Source organism: Paenibacillus sp. BR1-192, from assembly GCF_029542445.1.
GTDB lineage: Bacteria > Bacillota > Bacilli > Paenibacillales > Paenibacillaceae > Paenibacillus_AQ > Paenibacillus_AQ lautus_A.
The window spans coordinates 3893776-3909610 of sequence record NZ_CP120718.1; the positions used below are offsets into that span (position 1 = coordinate 3893776).

11 protein-coding genes and 1 pseudogene are annotated in these 15835 nt (G+C 46.3%); 4 read left to right on the plus strand and 8 right to left on the minus strand.

The window, feature by feature from the left end:
• Nucleotides 1–36: 36 nt before the first annotated feature.
• A complete protein-coding gene (locus P0X86_RS17250; protein WP_015735600.1) occupies nucleotides 37–990 on the minus strand; it encodes an ABC transporter permease in 954 nt (317 codons plus the stop codon).
• Between the two features lie 99 nt (nucleotides 991–1089).
• Nucleotides 1090–2838 carry an ABC transporter substrate-binding protein gene (locus P0X86_RS17255; protein WP_277745999.1) on the minus strand — a complete coding sequence of 583 codons (1749 nt, stop codon included), beginning with the start codon at nucleotides 2836–2838 and terminating at the stop codon, nucleotides 1090–1092.
• Nucleotides 2839–3547: 709 nt separating this feature from the next.
• Between P0X86_RS17255 and P0X86_RS17260 the strand changes: the two genes are divergently transcribed.
• Together P0X86_RS17260 and P0X86_RS17265 are read left to right on the plus strand one after the other, a co-directional pair.
• Nucleotides 3548–4447: a dihydrodipicolinate synthase family protein gene (locus tag P0X86_RS17260; protein ID WP_277746000.1), complete on the plus strand. Its 900-nt coding sequence runs from the start codon at nucleotides 3548–3550 to the stop codon at nucleotides 4445–4447.
• Between the two features lie 229 nt (nucleotides 4448–4676).
• Nucleotides 4677–5576, plus strand: a complete 900-nt coding sequence (locus tag P0X86_RS17265) for an EamA family transporter (RefSeq protein WP_277746001.1) — start codon at nucleotides 4677–4679, stop codon at nucleotides 5574–5576.
• Between the two features lie 231 nt (nucleotides 5577–5807).
• On the opposite strand, the gene P0X86_RS17270 is transcribed toward P0X86_RS17265, so the two are convergent.
• Together P0X86_RS17270 and P0X86_RS17275 are read right to left on the minus strand one after the other, a co-directional pair.
• Complete coding sequence (locus tag P0X86_RS17270; RefSeq protein ID WP_277746002.1) at nucleotides 5808–6293, minus strand: DinB family protein; 486 nt, start codon at nucleotides 6291–6293, stop codon at nucleotides 5808–5810.
• Nucleotides 6294–6404: 111 nt separating this feature from the next.
• Nucleotides 6405–7312 (minus strand): annotated as a pseudogene (locus tag P0X86_RS17275) (DMT family transporter).
• Nucleotides 7313–7436: 124 nt separating this feature from the next.
• On the opposite strand from P0X86_RS17275, the gene P0X86_RS17280 reads away from it, so the two are divergent.
• Together P0X86_RS17280 and P0X86_RS17285 are read left to right on the plus strand one after the other, a co-directional pair.
• Entirely contained in the window at nucleotides 7437–8324 is an 888-nt protein-coding gene (locus tag P0X86_RS17280; protein ID WP_277746003.1) for a helix-turn-helix transcriptional regulator, read from the plus strand.
• A 109-nt stretch (nucleotides 8325–8433) separates the two neighbouring features.
• Nucleotides 8434–9788, plus strand: a protein-coding gene (locus P0X86_RS17285; protein ID WP_277746004.1) for an IS3 family transposase whose coding sequence is annotated in 2 segments (ribosomal slippage) — nucleotides 8434–8887 and nucleotides 8887–9788 — 1356 coding nt in all. Because the reading frame shifts where the segments join, the coding sequence is not laid out codon by codon here.
• 101 nt (nucleotides 9789–9889) lie between these two features.
• On the opposite strand, the gene P0X86_RS17290 is transcribed toward P0X86_RS17285, so the two are convergent.
• The 4 genes from P0X86_RS17290 to P0X86_RS17305 form a co-directional block, all read right to left on the minus strand.
• The gene (locus P0X86_RS17290) at nucleotides 9890–10831 is read right to left on the minus strand and encodes a hypothetical protein (RefSeq protein WP_277746005.1); all 942 of its coding nucleotides are present in this window, start codon (nucleotides 10829–10831) and stop codon (nucleotides 9890–9892) included.
• Between the two features lie 177 nt (nucleotides 10832–11008).
• Nucleotides 11009–12328, minus strand: a complete 1320-nt coding sequence (locus tag P0X86_RS17295) for a sensor histidine kinase (RefSeq protein ID WP_096773922.1) — start codon at nucleotides 12326–12328, stop codon at nucleotides 11009–11011.
• Nucleotides 12329–12541: 213 nt separating this feature from the next.
• Nucleotides 12542–15133 (minus strand): ABC transporter permease, encoded by a 2592-nt coding sequence (locus tag P0X86_RS17300; RefSeq protein ID WP_277746006.1) that lies wholly within the window; start codon nucleotides 15131–15133, stop codon nucleotides 12542–12544.
• Nucleotides 15130–15813, minus strand: a complete 684-nt coding sequence (locus P0X86_RS17305) for an ABC transporter ATP-binding protein (RefSeq protein WP_277746007.1) — start codon at nucleotides 15811–15813, stop codon at nucleotides 15130–15132. The genes P0X86_RS17300 and P0X86_RS17305 overlap by 4 nt, the downstream gene beginning before the upstream one ends.
• Nucleotides 15814–15835 lie beyond the last annotated feature (22 nt).

The following is a 15835-nucleotide window of genomic DNA, read 5'->3' on the forward strand; positions in this document are numbered from 1 at the left end:
CCGTCGTTGGGATCGACAAGGTAGTCCCTCCTTTCTTTAAAGCCTGACCCGGGGATCGGAAGTGTGGTAGAGGATGTCGGATATGAGCGTCCCGACGACCGTCAAGATAGCCAAAAACATCGTAAAGCCCATAAGGAGCGGATAATCCCGCACCGTGAAGGATTGCATGTACAACTGGCCGATGCCTGGCCAATTGAAAATCTTCTCAATGATGATGGAGCCGCCGAAAAGGCCCGGCAATTCGAAACCGATCAACGTAATCGCGGGCAGCATCGCATTTTTCAATGCATGGCGGTACAGCACCGTTCTCTCTTTCAACCCTTTCGCACGGGCGGTGCGGACATAATCCTGCCGGATCACCTCCAGCATGTTGCTGCGGAAATAACGGGTGAGCGACCCGACGCCGAGCAATATCATAACGGCAGCCGGAAGCAGCATATGGTGCAGCACCTCGACAACGTAGTCCCACCCCTCGGCCCGGCTCCCCGTCGTAATCATTCCCCCTGGCGGGAGAATCTTTAAATCGACGGCGAATACTTTGATCAGGAATAATCCGATGAAGAACGAAGGAATCGACATCGCGGCGAAGATGCCGATCATAACCAGGGTATCGAGCAGCGAATATTGCTTATAGGCCGTAATAACGCCCACGACGACCGCGATGAACCAGGTGAAGAACGTGGAAACCACCGCCAGCACAAAGGAGTTCCATATGTAATCCTGAAACAGGTCGAGGACGGGGCGCTGCTGAGCCAGAGAATAGCCGAAATCGCCTGTGAAAATGTTGGCCATCCAATTAACGTATCGTTCGATGACGGGTTTGTTCAACCCGTGGATTTCCCTTAGTTCCGCCTTGCGCTCCTCGCTCAAACTCAAGTTGTTATCGACATAATCGCCTGGCGTTAGGGAGTACAGGAAGAAGATTAACAGGGATGCGCCAATTAATATCAAGAGCATGTACAAGCATCTTCGGAGCAAATAGGTTCTCATGTTCTCTCCTTCATTAGTCATCTCCTTGCCTGATGGGTTCAGGCAGGAGATGTCTTCTTTGATAGAGCAGTCTAATCTTCCCTCCAGCTGCCAGCTGGCTTATTGCAGATTCCATCCCGGCAAGCTGTATGCGATTCCCGCCAGCGGGTTCAATTCGAAACCGTCGATGCGCCCGTTGATCGCGATGACCGATTTGGTATAGTTGGTAAACATGATCGGTAATTCGTCATTCAATATTTTGAACATTTCGTGGTAAATCGCTTTGCGTTCTTCGACGTCGCCCGTGGCAAGACCCTGGGCGTAGAGCTCTTCGATGCGCGGATTGTCGTAGCCCTTCGTTTCGCCTTTGATGAACCGCTCCAACCCTTGCGAAGGATCGCTGATAATCGTCGTCGAGAACGAAGCCATGTCATAATCACCGCTGTTGACCTTGGATACGAGTGTGTTAAAGTCCGGGAATTGCTCAGGCACGAAATCAACCCCGAGTTCTTGATAGTTCTCTTTGGCGACGGCAATGAAAATATCGGTATTCGGGCTCTTTGATCCCAGATAGTTGATACGAAGCTTGACCCCTTCCTTCTCCCGAATGCCGTCTGCGCCGACCGTCCAGCCCGCTTCATCCAGCAGTTGTTTTGCTTTTTCCGGATCATACGGATACGGGTTGATATCCTCCTCGGTATAGGACCACAGAATTGGAGATGATGGGATGTTGGCGATCGACGCTGCCCCTTGCCTGGAATCCACGTAGATCAGCTGACGATTCAGGCCGTAAGTCAAGGCTTGGCGAACCCGCTTGTCTTTCAATGGATCCCTCTCCAGATTGAATTGATTATAGCCGTAGTTGCTGGCCGTGGACGGAATCAGGTTCAGGAAACCAAGGGCTTTCAGTTTCTCGATGTTATCCGTCGTAGCCGAGAAGCTGCCATAGTCGACTTCTCCGGTTTCGATAAACTGCCAAGTGTCGCCTTCCGTCGTCTTGTAGATGAAGTATTCGGTCTCCGGTTTGCCTAACGCGTAGTGTTCATTGGCAACAAAACGCACTTCTTGGCCCGGAATGAACTTCTCCAGCTTGTAAGGGCCGTTCGTGATCGGATTGGCGTGCAGGTTCTTAATATAGTCCAGGTTGCCGAACTGATAATCCTTTCCGTAATAGGCTTTAGACAATATCGGTCCTCCGAGCACCGTCAACGCCGTTGCGTTGGTCTCTTCCAGCGTCACGGAAATCGTTCGCTCGTCGATAATTTGAATGCCTTCAATGGAATCCGCTTTGCCGTCCTTGTAGGCTTGACCTCCCTTGATCTTCGCCTCTACCACGCTGTTGAGACCGTCATACGACGGATCATGAAGCAAGGTCCATGTAAATTCCACGTCCTCGGTTGTCATGGGGGAACCATCGCTGTATTTCAGCCCTTCCCGAAGATGATACGTATACGTCAGCTTATCCTCGGAAATTTCCCATTTCTCCGCGAGACCAGGAACCGGTAAACCATCGGTATCGACGCGGACAAGCGGAGTGTACAGAACAGAGTTTACATTACCGTCATAACCCACTTGGGTGAAATATGGTGTGAATGCCCCGCTCGGATTCACCAGAGTGACGATAATGGCATCATTGCGCTGCTTCGCTCTGTCCGGTAGCTTGTTTAAATCGGTTGCAGCAAAGGGTTCTTCGAGCAGATGGCCCTCCGTACCTTGCTCAGCCGGCTCACTGGATGCGTTCGCTTCTGGAGTTGTCGGCGGCGATGCCGCCGTCTCCTTGTTAGCAGGTCCGGAGGAGCAAGCAGACAATATCAAGAATAGCGACAATAATCCTAACCATATCAAACCGGAATATCGTTGTTTTCTCATAGAAACCACCTTTGCCATTTTTTAGAGTTAAACTCCCGAGTAAAATTATAATTCAAATAGGTTAAGTAGGATTTATTGCCAAACTGATGCATCAGTAAGCTCATTTTAGCCAGCGTTATTGATTCTGTAAATAGCTAACTTTCGCGTGTTTCTGTCTAGACAGAAACATTCTGGCTACTTTTGGGCATTACAATGTTGGCCGTAACTTCGCCGGCATTTGTTCAAATGTTGGATATCAAATCATCTTTGATTCTCCAAGGTTTGCGATGGCTTCCTTCTATCGATTCTTGTCCTTCCATCTCCGTTCTATGGAATGACATGCCTCCTAATAGGTAGAAATCGAATCTTCAAGCTGCATCTGTTCTTGCATCGCTATGACCTATTGGGCCCTGGGAGATTCCGGTCCGTTATTTATCTTGATGTTGAGTTGTCCATATGGACCGAATTTAGTAATTCCATTCCGGTTTTCACATAAATTTTTTTCAAAAAAAAGTTTTTTCCTCCCCCTCTTTTCCGATTTTTCCGGTTCCGTCTACCGACGGCATATCCACTTCCATCAAGGTACTTTTTTATTTGAAACTGACACACCAATATTACTTTGATAAATTGGCCTAAATGAGTGTTTTGAAATTGGATCTTTAAGCGAGTCCGGTTGATTCTTATAATTTGTGTTATTTATGAAAGTTAACTTTTGGAGGAGTGAAGCTTCATGTTCCATGGATTATCCGCATTTCCACTGACCCCAATGAATGAAACAGGAATTAATGAAAATGAATTTGTTAAGCTAATTGAACGATTGGCAGCAGCAGGCGTAGACTCCATCGGGGCACTGGGTTCGACAGGTAACTATGCCTATCTGAGCCGAGAGGAACGCTACCGGGTTTTGCAACTTGCGGTCGGTTACGCTGAGGGCATTCCCGTGATGACAAGCATAAGTGCAATGCGCACGGCTGATGTGCTTCGTTTGGCAGAAGACGCACAAAGAGCAGGAGCAAGTGCGGTGCTGTTAGCTCCTGTTTCTTACCAAGCATTAACGGATGAAGAAGTATACTCCTTATATAAACAGGTGACATGCTCACTCTCTATCCCGCTTTGCGTTTATGATAATCCGGGGACTACGCATTTTCATTTTAGCGATGAACTGCATGGCCGAATTGCTGAGCTCCCCAATGTACGTTCAATCAAGATCCCTGGAGTGCCGCCTGAACCTGAAGCAGCCAAGACACGAGTAAGCCATCTTCGCGAGCTCATTCCTTCCAGCGTAACCATCGGAGTAAGCAATGATCCGTTTGCAGCCACCGGCTTGAATGCAGGTTGCGAAGCTTGGTACTCGGTGCTGGGAGGCTTATTTCCTAAGACATGCATGAAGATGACTCGATTGGCTTTGGAAGGCTTTGCTGACGAAGCCAATCGACTTTCTAATCAGCTCGAACCGATTTGGACGTTATTTCGCCAATTTGGTAGTCTTCGCGTAGTATCTGCAGCAGCAGAAATGGATAACTTGATTTCAAGTCCCAGCCTCCCTCTTCCGTTACAACCACTGAATCCTTCAGCCAGAGAGCATTTGAAGTCCATACTTGTAGACATTCAACTTATGGAATCATCTTGATTGACATCTATATTGGGGCTGTTGCGCAGCCCTAATATTTTTATACATAGTAATTGACATGGATCAAAGTATGCTTTTATACTGTTAAATGAAACTTAATATCTTACCTAAAACCTATTTGGGATGATGTGGACTTTTCTGGAGAGTTATCTCTCCATTTTCGCCACGCAAAGGCCGTACGGTCGTTTGTGTGGCTTTTTTGCGTTTAACTAAGGAGGATAATGATTAGATGAAATTATGGCACTATGCATTGATCGTTTTTTTAGGAGGCTGCAGTTATGGGGTTTTGTCCACCTTCGTTAAATTGGCCTATGCAGCAGGTTTCACCGTGTCCGCAGTAACCGGAGGACAGTATCTCTTCGGCGTTGTCCTCTGTTGGCTTGCCGTGTTATTTACCAAAAAGAAAAAACTGACTCGGATCCAAGCTTTAAAGCTTATCCTTTCTGGAATTCCCTTCGGGTTAACGGGCATATTTTATTATCAAGCCCTACAAACTTTAAGCGCCCCTCTAGCAATCGTTATTTTGTTCCAATTTGTTTGGATCGGAGCCTTGTTGGAGTGGGTATTCCACAAGAAAAAGCCAACCAAGACGAAACTCATTTCCATCGCCTTGCTTTTGGCTGGTTCCGTGTTGGCAGCCAATATCCTATTCCAAGAACCCATAGTGTTATCATGGCAGGGATGCCTCTGGGGAATGCTTGCGGCATCGTCCTTTTCCGCATTCGTATTTTTGAGTGGGTCGGTTGAAAAGGAAACCCCTCCCATTTTAAAAAGCGCCCTACTTTCCACGGGAGGCGTATTGACCGTATTTATCGTTTTTCCGCCAACGTTTTTATTCGACTTGGATGTATTCGTGGGGATCATTCCTTACGGATTGGCACTGGGCATATTCGGCGGCGTCCTCCCCCCTCTTCTGTATTCGATTGGAATGCCGCATGTCGGTTCGGGACTGGGGACCATTCTTACGTCATCCGAATTGCCGGTTGTCATTGCCATGTCCTCTTTAGTCCTGGGAGAAACCATAAGCTGGTCTCAGTGGATTGGCGTGATCATCATTCTGGGCGGAATTTTTTACAGTAATATTCGATTTCGTACTCGGAACGGAGAAGCTTTGACAACCACTGTGTAAGCTAAAAGCATGTGACAAAAAAAACCGCTAAACCCAATAGGAAATGGCTCGATATCAAGTAGATGGAGTAAGAACAAAAAAATGAATCCTTCGGTTCCATAATAGAACTGAAGGATTTTTGCTCTTTACGCCATTCGTTGGGGATAAGCAGATCGGACATCTTTGCCGATTGCATAGCTGTGAACTCGTCCATATGCTGACCCTGGCATGTTTATCGTTCAATAGAATGCATCAGCATTTAATATCGAATAACCCTCTATGAATCAAGTTCGCAGTAACCGGCTGCTTTCCGATTTCTCGCGACCAGATAGACAATTGACCGATATGATGAATTTCATGGGCGATCACGTGACGCATCACTTCGCCGAATGTAAATCTTTCCTGTTCCCCGTCCTGGTTCGTGTCAACCATGATGCGATCTTCCAAGCTATCATTCCAGTCGTAGACGAAGGGTGCAATTTCCGCATGGGCTCGGGCCGAATAATCTCTTAATCCTTGTACGCTGGCACAATCCTCGAACGAAGGAATATCCAGCTCTTTCCCTTGCAAATCCCCGCACAACCAGGCATATTCAACGGTCACGATATGATACAGTGTGAAGAGAATGCTTCCTATGCCACCGGTGCGTTGTTTCAACAACTCTTCCTCGCTCACGGTATCGCACCAGTCAAACCAATCTTGGCGAACTTGCCAGTTATACTCGAATAGCTTCAACATGTCACGGCCTCCTGTAATCCTAAACTTTGTTGCTTTTACTCATGATTCGCTATCTAATCCTATTATCCTCCCTCTATGAAGATTCCTGATCCGAGGTTTACCTCTAACATATCATGTATTGTTGGATGAAGCGTCTCTATTCAAAGCTAAGAAAAGAACCATAGCCATGATGCAGGACATCCCAATCCATTGGAGCCATCCGAACGAATCCTTTAACCAGAATACGGTTGTGAATACGGCTGCCACCGGTTCTAAGCTCCCCAAAAGACTTGACTCTTTGGGCGATAAGTGGTTTAAGCTTTCGATATAAAACCAAAAGGCCAGCATCGTTCCAAAAATAATGACGAATATCAAATATAAGCAGGCTTCGAACGGCAAGCTTTTAATATTCATCTGCCAAGGCGGGTGGATAAAACTCAATGCAACCCCCCGATCAACATCGCCCAGCCAACAATGACTAATGAGTCGTATTTCGCGAGAAAGCGAACAGCATACAAGGTATAAAACGCAAGGGCAGCCCCGGATAATATTCCCCAAAGCACAGCGTCTGAGGGTACGGATAATTGAGACAGCGAACCATTGGTCAGCAAGAAAAAACTACCCAGTAATGCGAGCGAAACGGTGTACATATCTTTTCTCGTTGGGGCAGATTGCTTACGGACAAACAAGTATATAATAATCATTACAGGAGCTAAATATTGCAATAAAGTAGCTACTGCAGCGTTTCCCTTTTCTATTGAAGCCATATACGTATATTGAACCCCGAGCATACCAACTAATCCAAAAATAACGAGCTGTAACGAGAACCTTTTATTCTTCCAGATCCCAAAAATGTCGGCAGGTCCTTTTTTAAAAATGTGAACGCATAGGAGCAGTAATCCTGCGATAAGTAGTCGGATCGTAACGAACCAACCCATATTGATGCCGTATTGCTGGAATAGCTTTTTTGCAACCGTCCCTCCGATTCCCCAAAATATTGCCCCTGTCATGATGAAAAATAATCCTTTTCCTTTATCCATATGTCAACTCTCCATCAAAGTTATAAAATAGTATCGTTTACAGACTATAATAAAGAGAAAATGTATAATTAGATACGAGAATCAGATCATAAAATATAAGTATATTGAGATTGAGGTCATATGGATGCAAACAAAAAACTTCAAAGTCGACCAAAATTTTAAAGAGCTGACCGAACATCGAACCACAGTATTGCCAATGGCATGTTATCGCACAACCATTCGTCAAAACATCAATGGATATATCCCCTTGCACTGGCATGAAGAATTTCAATTTGTTCGGATCATGAAGGGACAAGCCATCTTTCAGATCCAAGAAGAAAAAGTGACGCTGCGCGAAGGTGACGGAATTTTTATTAATAGCGGCTCCCTGCATCTGGCAGAAGATGATAACGACTCAGGTTGTCACTATATTTGTTTAAATGTTTTGCCTAGTTTTGTTCTCTCACATGAGCTCTTTCGAACGTATGTATATCCTTATATCGAAGCGACGAACTTATCTTATATCATCCTGCCCCCAAGGGAACATTGGGCAAAAAACATCCTGGATGCGATATTGGAAATGGACCGACTGATCCATCAACGTCCAGCTTTATATGAAATAGACCTTACGATACAGTTAACTCACATATGGAGAAATTTGGTTGTTAACGGTTTTCCATTAGAATACAAAGAAGCAGATATGCTGAAGAACCATAGAATGAAGCAAATGCTGAATTGGATTCATCACCATTATGCTGAAAAAATCATATTAGAGGATATCGCAAAGGCGGGGCATTTGAGTCGGTCCGAATGCTGCCGATACTTCAAACGACTTCTAAAGAAATCGCCTTTGAATTATGTGATGGAATACCGTATTCAAAAAAGCCTGATTTTATTGCAGCAGCCCGAAAATAACGTCACGGACGTTGCCTATCAGGTAGGATTTAACAGCACCAGCTATTTCATCAATCAATTCAGAAAAACAATGAACATGACACCTTTAACCTATAAAAAGCTGAAAAAAATAACGTAACATGCCGTAATGGAGTTTAGGAACTTTATATGCTTCAAACAAAAAAGCCGCATACCTGAACTGCACCCCAATTGTTAGACACATCTAACAGTTGGAGGTGCAGTTTTTTATGACTAAATTTACTAAGGATAGCAAATTGACATTAATTCAAGGGTATGACTCTGATCTTCTATCTCAGACAGAATACGCAAATCAAATGGGTGTTACCAAGTCTCAATTCCAATATTGGTTGAAGCTCTATGAGATGCATGGTGAGACTGCCTTTACTAACGGCTATACAAATTATCCTGCAAGCTTTAAACTGGACGTACTCAATCATATGGCTCAATCAGACGCTTCTCTCATGGATACCGCTGCTTTGTTTATGCTTCCGGACTTCTCCATGTTGTATTCCTGGCAGAGAAAGATGGAGACAGGCGGTTTAGAAGCCCTTGAGCCAAAAAAGAAAGGGCGTCCATCCATGAAGAAAAATTCCAATTCACCTACCAAACGATCCGTAGTTGAAGGGTCTGTCGAAGCACTCGAAGAACGTATCAAACAGCTTGAAATGGAAAATGAGTATCTAAAAAAGTTGAATGCCTTAGTTCGAAACAAGGAAAAATCACCAAACAAGACAAAGCACAAGCCGTCTGGCAACTAAGGCATAAATATCCGGTGAAGGCACTCGTACAGCTGGCTGGTATCCCGCGCAGCACCTATTACACCCTTATAAAGCGTATGAACCAACCAGATCCGAATGCCGAGTTGGGGGCTGAAATCCAGTCCATTTACGTGGAACATGATGGACGTTACGGATATCGCCGTATTCGTGATGAACTGGCAGTCCGAGGGTGGAAAGTTAACCACAAAAAGGTTCAGAGGCTCATGAAGAAGATGGGCCTTCAATGCCTGGTTCGCATGAAAAAGTATAAGTCATATAAAGGGACCGTCGGCAAGATTGCACCGAATCATCTGGACCGCCAGTTCACGGCTGGGGCGCCAAATGAGAAATGGGTGACGGACATTACGGAGTTTAAGTTATTTGGAGAAAAGCTGTATCTATCGCCCATTTTGGACTTATTCAACGGGGAAATTATCACCTATACCATGGGTTCACGACCAATCTATTCTCTGGTATCCGAGATGCTGGATGCAGGACTGAAGCGTCTGCCGGAAGAACACCAACTTCTCCTTCATTCAGATCAAGGATGGCATTACCAAATGAAGCCGTATCGCCATGCGCTTAAGTCGAGAGGCGTTCTCCAAAGCATGTCACGAAAAGGGAATTGTTACGACAATGCCGTCATAGAGAATTTCTTCGGCATTCTCAAGTCGGAGTTTCTGTACTACAAAGAGTTTGAAAGTGTGGAACATTTTAAGGAAGAACTGAAAAAATATATTGAATACTACAATACCAAACGGTTAAAGGCAAAATTAAAAATGAGTCCGGTACAGTACCGAACTCATTTTGAGAAAGCTGCCTAATGAAATAACCGTGTCTAACTTTTGGGGGTCACTTCAACCATGCGGCTTTTCAGTGTATTCATGCCTCTTGTCGTTTGACAAAAACCAGCGGTACGGGTAATTTACCAGACTCGCCGTCGATCGTGCAGCACAAGAAGAATGATCATTACCATGATGATCCCCAAAATAATCCCCGCTTCCGTGGTCAACACCCGCAGCAACGCGTACTCCGGCGAAAATTGGGAGTCCGTGCGTATGGCGGAAAAGAGATTGTACGAGAATAACATTCCCGACGAAATCCACACCGTTGCCATCGGGGGGAGAAACCTTCGCGATCCGTTATCCGAAGTTAGAACCCGAGCTCCCCACGCTCCAACGATAGACCATGCTCCGGTACTAAACGTCAGCAGATGCCACCACACATCGCGTTCATCCACTCTTGCCGGGTCAATGCCGAAGGTCCCTCCCGCAGCCCAAAACACCTTAATGGTGCCGAGTAGAATACAGCCAACTCCAACAAACTTGGCCAATGTTTGCTGCAGCTTCAAAGTGTTCCCGGGTAAATCACGATAATCAATGAATGTGCCGAAGGCCTCCGGCCAGCGTGTTCTGGCGTAACCTGCTAGGGCGAGAGGCAGACAAATGCCGACACCGACCAGCGATATCATGACGAACAACTGTTCATAAACCCAAACATCGGCCGCGCCTGCCTCCTTATCCCGAGTCATGGCTGCCGGTCCTAGTACCGGTGCCAAGAGCAGCATAGGAACCAGCAGACCCGTACCCATCCAAATGGGGATGGCAACCAGCCAAGCAGGAAGACGTTCGCCCCATGGCATGCTGAACGCCAGCGCCAGCAGGATTCCGATCATTGCGAGCACTACGGTAGCTGCGTTGATCGCACGCCAGCTAACATCGCCCATTTGTTCGGTCGGAATGAAGAAACCTAAAGTCCAAGCGATTTTGATCAACAGATACGGCAACACCGATATGGCTGCTCCATAGCCGCATATACGACGCATTTTCATCCATAACGGCGCCTGCAGCTCTTTCGACATTGCCATGTTATCATACCTCATGTTGGATTACTTACCTCCTTAAATAACGCTGCTTGCATATCCCATTCTATCTTCTGATTCGAAAAGTAAAGCGACCTTAAGTTTAAGAATGGGTTAAATTTCTGCATAAGTAGCCTTACGCGAGGTAATTGATCAAAAAAAGAAACTGCATGCAATCGTAATCTAAATGCTGCCGCCGCTATCCTTCCAAAGATAAAACGAGCTTCCGTTTGCTTCGGACTTCAACTCCCATTGCAAACCCATCTCCCTGGTCATCATGGATACAATGGACAATCCAATTCCAGCTCCTTTTTCAGGAGACTCGTTACAAGTGCCGGGACCCTTGTCTTGTACGATAATAGCCTGATTGGGATAATCCGTGATTTGAATGCCGATGTATCGGCCAACTCCAGCATGACGCACCACGTTCTGAAACACATTGTCAATGATCCGATGAAGCCACATGGGGTCTACATTCCATAGGATCGGGCAATCAGGCAGCTCGACAACAACATCAAAGTCCTTTGCCTCGAAGATCGGATACCATTCGGCCACGCGGTTACGAACTTCTTCAGTGATATCGATCGATTGGATGTTAATGGGATACTTACCCGCTGATAGCAGTGAGTATGACAGCAGGTTATCCATCAACTTGTCGACTTCATCCAGCTTGTGATCAATGATAGAAAGCGACGTCTGTTCCTGGGAAGCAGCAGGATTACTTCGAACGGAATGAACATGCTGCCGAATGACAGTTAACGGAGTCCGGAGATCGTGGGAAATATTCGAAATGAATTGCTTACGCAGTTCCTCCTCCTCCCGCTCCCGCTGCTGACTTTCTTTAAGCTCGCAGACCATCCGGTTAAAGGCGCCTTCCAGCTCTCCAATCTCGTCTTCCTTGCTAATAACGACTTCATTCGGGAAGCCGGTCTTCCCGCTTAAGTTCATCGCTGATCGAAGTTTAATCAATCTTTTTCGAAGATTCACGAAGAACAGAAATGACAGTACCAAGAAGCATAGACAGACGGTGAAGAACATAATGGCTAACGGCATGTTCTCTGGAAACGACATTTCCGCAGATATAATATAAGATTCGGGAAGACTCATCACCATAAAGCCTTGTTTTGGATCGTTTCCGATGAGAGCCGTCAAGGTAAACGCTTCCTGGCTGCTATCCAGGGTTTGAAGCGAGAGCATATCCTCATAATTCCATTGCGCCGGGATATCGTTCGAGGTGACCTTGATCGCATTCGTTCTACCCGACGAGTCGACCCAGAATATCTCCGCCTCCGGATATTCCTTGCTCAACGCGCCTAGTTTGGCATAAATCGCGGCACTTCCTGCACCATTCAGCTTGATGGCCTCCTCTTGCCACCTACGAGTGATCTCTTCCGGACGATACATCGAATGCTCGCTGAATAGGTAACCCGGTAAATAAAACATCGCTGGAATAACCGGCCATAGCAGCAATGCGGTCATCATCAGAGCCAGGTATTTGCTCATTAACGAGGTGCGCATCCTCATGTTCTCACTCGGTATCCGACGCCGCGAATCGTCTCAATCGTGAATGTCTTCATCTTCACACAGACTCCTAACAAATGGTATAAGGTTAGTCTAACACACGAAGGAAATACTGTGAGAGTTATTACGAGAACTTCTATGCTTCAAGCAAAAAAGCCGCAGCTTATGCGGCTTTCCTAGTCAATTTCGATCTGCCTATATATTCTCCTGCTTTAACGCATCAATAATGTTTTCCTTTTTTAATTTCCTGCTGGAAAAAATAATCGCAGAAACGACAATAACAAATACGGCGACGACAACTGACAGCACACTCAGCCAGGGAACGGTGAATCCGTAGCTGAATCTGTTCGCAAATGACCTATAGATCAGAATCATCACGGCGACACTGACGGGAAGCCCGAACAGCAGCGACTTGACTCCATAAAAAATACTTTCATAGTTCATCATTTTCGCAAAGCCCTTTGGCGTCATGCCAACGGATTTTAACATCGCAATTTCTCGCTTACGAAGGGATAAGCCCGTTGAGATGGTATTAAAAATATTCGCAATGGAAATCGCGGAGATTAATACGATAAAACCGTAAGAAAAGACGGCCGTCAATAGAATCTGTTGTTCTTCGCTTTTTCTGGATTGATGTACATTGTAGACATTCAGATTGGTCTCAAACATCTCTTCGATTTCCTGCTGTGTTCTCATCGGCTCCGTACTTTTCAAATAGAGGTATGTCTGAAGGTTAGCCGGCTCCTCGTCGTCTGCCAATTGATCCATGATGCGTTCCGACACGATCATATTTAACCCGCCCACGCCTGCCCCGCTCATCCCCATCGGCGCTTGATCCGTCAGCGCGGCAACGGTCACCCGGCTTACCTTCGTTTCTTCCGCATTATCTTTATAGCTATTCGTTAGTTCGAAATTTTGACCGACATTCGTATACACGGCCTTCGTCTGGACATATTTCCCCGCATCCATATCTTGGTAGCGGATCGTATCCATCACGATAGCGGCAGGATGGTCCGGATCCCTAAGCTGTTCGTAATTTGCACCGACGGCATTGGCATAGGCTTGCAGACTCGAATCGTCTAATGCATGGATCTTAATCTCGTAAGGGTATTTTCCGTCCTGCAGTAAACCCTTATCCTTCTTAACCATCTCTTGCAATTCGTCGGCGATGTACGCTTCATCGACCCAAGCCTGCTTATAGAACTCTTGAATCAGGTTGTATTCCGTTACACCATCTAAGGATACAATCGATTGCAGCAACCGGTCGTCTATTCTTTTTCCGGTGCTGTACGACACTTCAATATCATAATTGACGCCTTCCTGCGACAGTTCCAGGGATTGTTTCATGCCGGCGGTAAAAAACGATACCGTCAAAAACAAAACGATGCTGATGACAAGCGAAAATACAATGGCATGATATCTCCGTTTGTTTCTTTTTAAGTTTTTCAATCCGATTTCCGCTTCGATGCCGAAGAGCTTGCGAATGAACCTCGACGTTTTCACGGCTTTCGCCGTAAGCTTAACGTCGGACGTTTGGCGAATCGCGTCCAAAGCGGAAACTTTGGATGCTTTGATCGCCGGAAGATACGTCGAGATGAAAATCGTCAGCATCGAAACAACACAGGCAATCAAGAGTGATAACGGCGTGACGATGACCGTCAGCTTTTCACTGCTCCATAATGCCCCTTCAATCATCGGGTTCATGAACAAAAAGGTGATTCCGATCCCGGCAAGACCGCATAGAATGCCAATCGGAATGCTGATCAAGCCAATAATGACACCTTCAAAAAGCACGGAATTTCGCTTCTGCCTTTTCGTAGCCCCGACGCTCGCGAGCATCCCTAAATGACGGGAACGTTCCGAGACGGATATCGCAAACGCATTATAGATGAGCGAAACCGAGCCGATCATAATGACCGCCATCAGGATCGCCGATAAAGAGTACATCGTGCTGTACGATTCTTCGTTTTTGGATAAGCCGTAATAATGCAGCAAGTCGTTATTGTATTGGACCGATTCGATGTCGTTTCTCTTTGCCACATTTTCCGCATGCGCGAACAAGGACGGTTTGATTTTCTGCAAGACCACCGCTGCATTCACGTGATCGTTTGACCCGATCATATTATCATCGACATAGCTGATAATCGTATAACCCGGCGCCCAAGCCGTTTCCCATTCGGGACGCTTGATGTAGCCGACCACCGTATAATCCCTTGTCTCGATATGCTGCAACGATTCCGTCAATATGCCGTCTTCCCTACGCAGCGGTTCGGTCTGGTCCAAAGGATGATCGCCCCCTTCTTCGAACCGTTCGCCGATGCGAAGGGTTAGACGATCGCCGATTTCGTACTTCACTTTGGCGTTCGTTGCAACGGGCTCGGTGATAACGACTTCCTTGTCCGTACGGGGTAGACGCCCCTTGCTTAGTTCAACCTGAAATTGCGTGAAACCTTGCGCATCATACTCCTTAATGAACAAGTATGGTTTGTTGGGATTTTGTCCCCCTTCTAAAGGAGCGAAGCCAAGATCCCTTGTAATCGCAACGGTTTTAGTTGCCTCATCTGCTTGTATCGCCGCAAGCTGTTCTTTGGTAACATCTTGATATTGGACATGCCACTCCCCGGTATCCGCGATGGTTTGCCTGATCATAAAATCCGAGAAGGAGAACACAAGCGTAGCGACAGCGGTCACCATGGCAACCGAAATGATGACGCCGATAATGGTTACGAGTGTTCGTCTCTTGTTTTGCTTTATATTCCGGATGGCAAGTTTGTAGATAATATTCATCGACGGATCACCTCGTCTTTGGCAATCTTCCCGTCCACAATTGAAATGATCCTGTCGGCCTGCAAAGCGATTCGTTCGTCGTGAGTGATGACAATCAGCGTCTGATGATAGGTTTTATTCAACATTTTCAACAAATCGACGATCTCGCTGCTATTTTTGCTGTCCAAATTCCCGGTAGGCTCGTCTGCCAGCATGATGGCAGGGTTACTGATGATCGCTCTGCCGATCGAAACCCGCTGCTGCTGTCCGCCGGATAACTGATTCGGCAGGTGGTTTAAACGATGCTCCAAATTTAGCGTCTTTACGAGCTCATCGAACTGCTTCTTATCTTCCTGCTGGTTGTCAAGCAAGAGCGGAAGCGTCATGTTCTCTTTCACCGTTAAGGTGGGAATCAGATTGAAAAACTGGTAGATCAGTCCGATTTGTCGCCGACGGAAGATGGCCAGTCGCGTTTCGTCCAATGCATAGATGTCCGTATTTTCAACGAAAACCTTGCCGCTTGTCGGTCGATCGACGCCTCCCAGCAGATGTAGAAGGGTCGATTTTCCCGATCCGGACGGACCGATAATCGCGACGAATTCACCTTTTTGAACCGAAAACGAAATATCGTCAAGCGCCTTTACCGCCGATTCGCCAGTGCCGTATATTTTAGACAAATGCTCGATTTTTAAAATTTCCATTGCCATATCTCCTAAAAGTTTT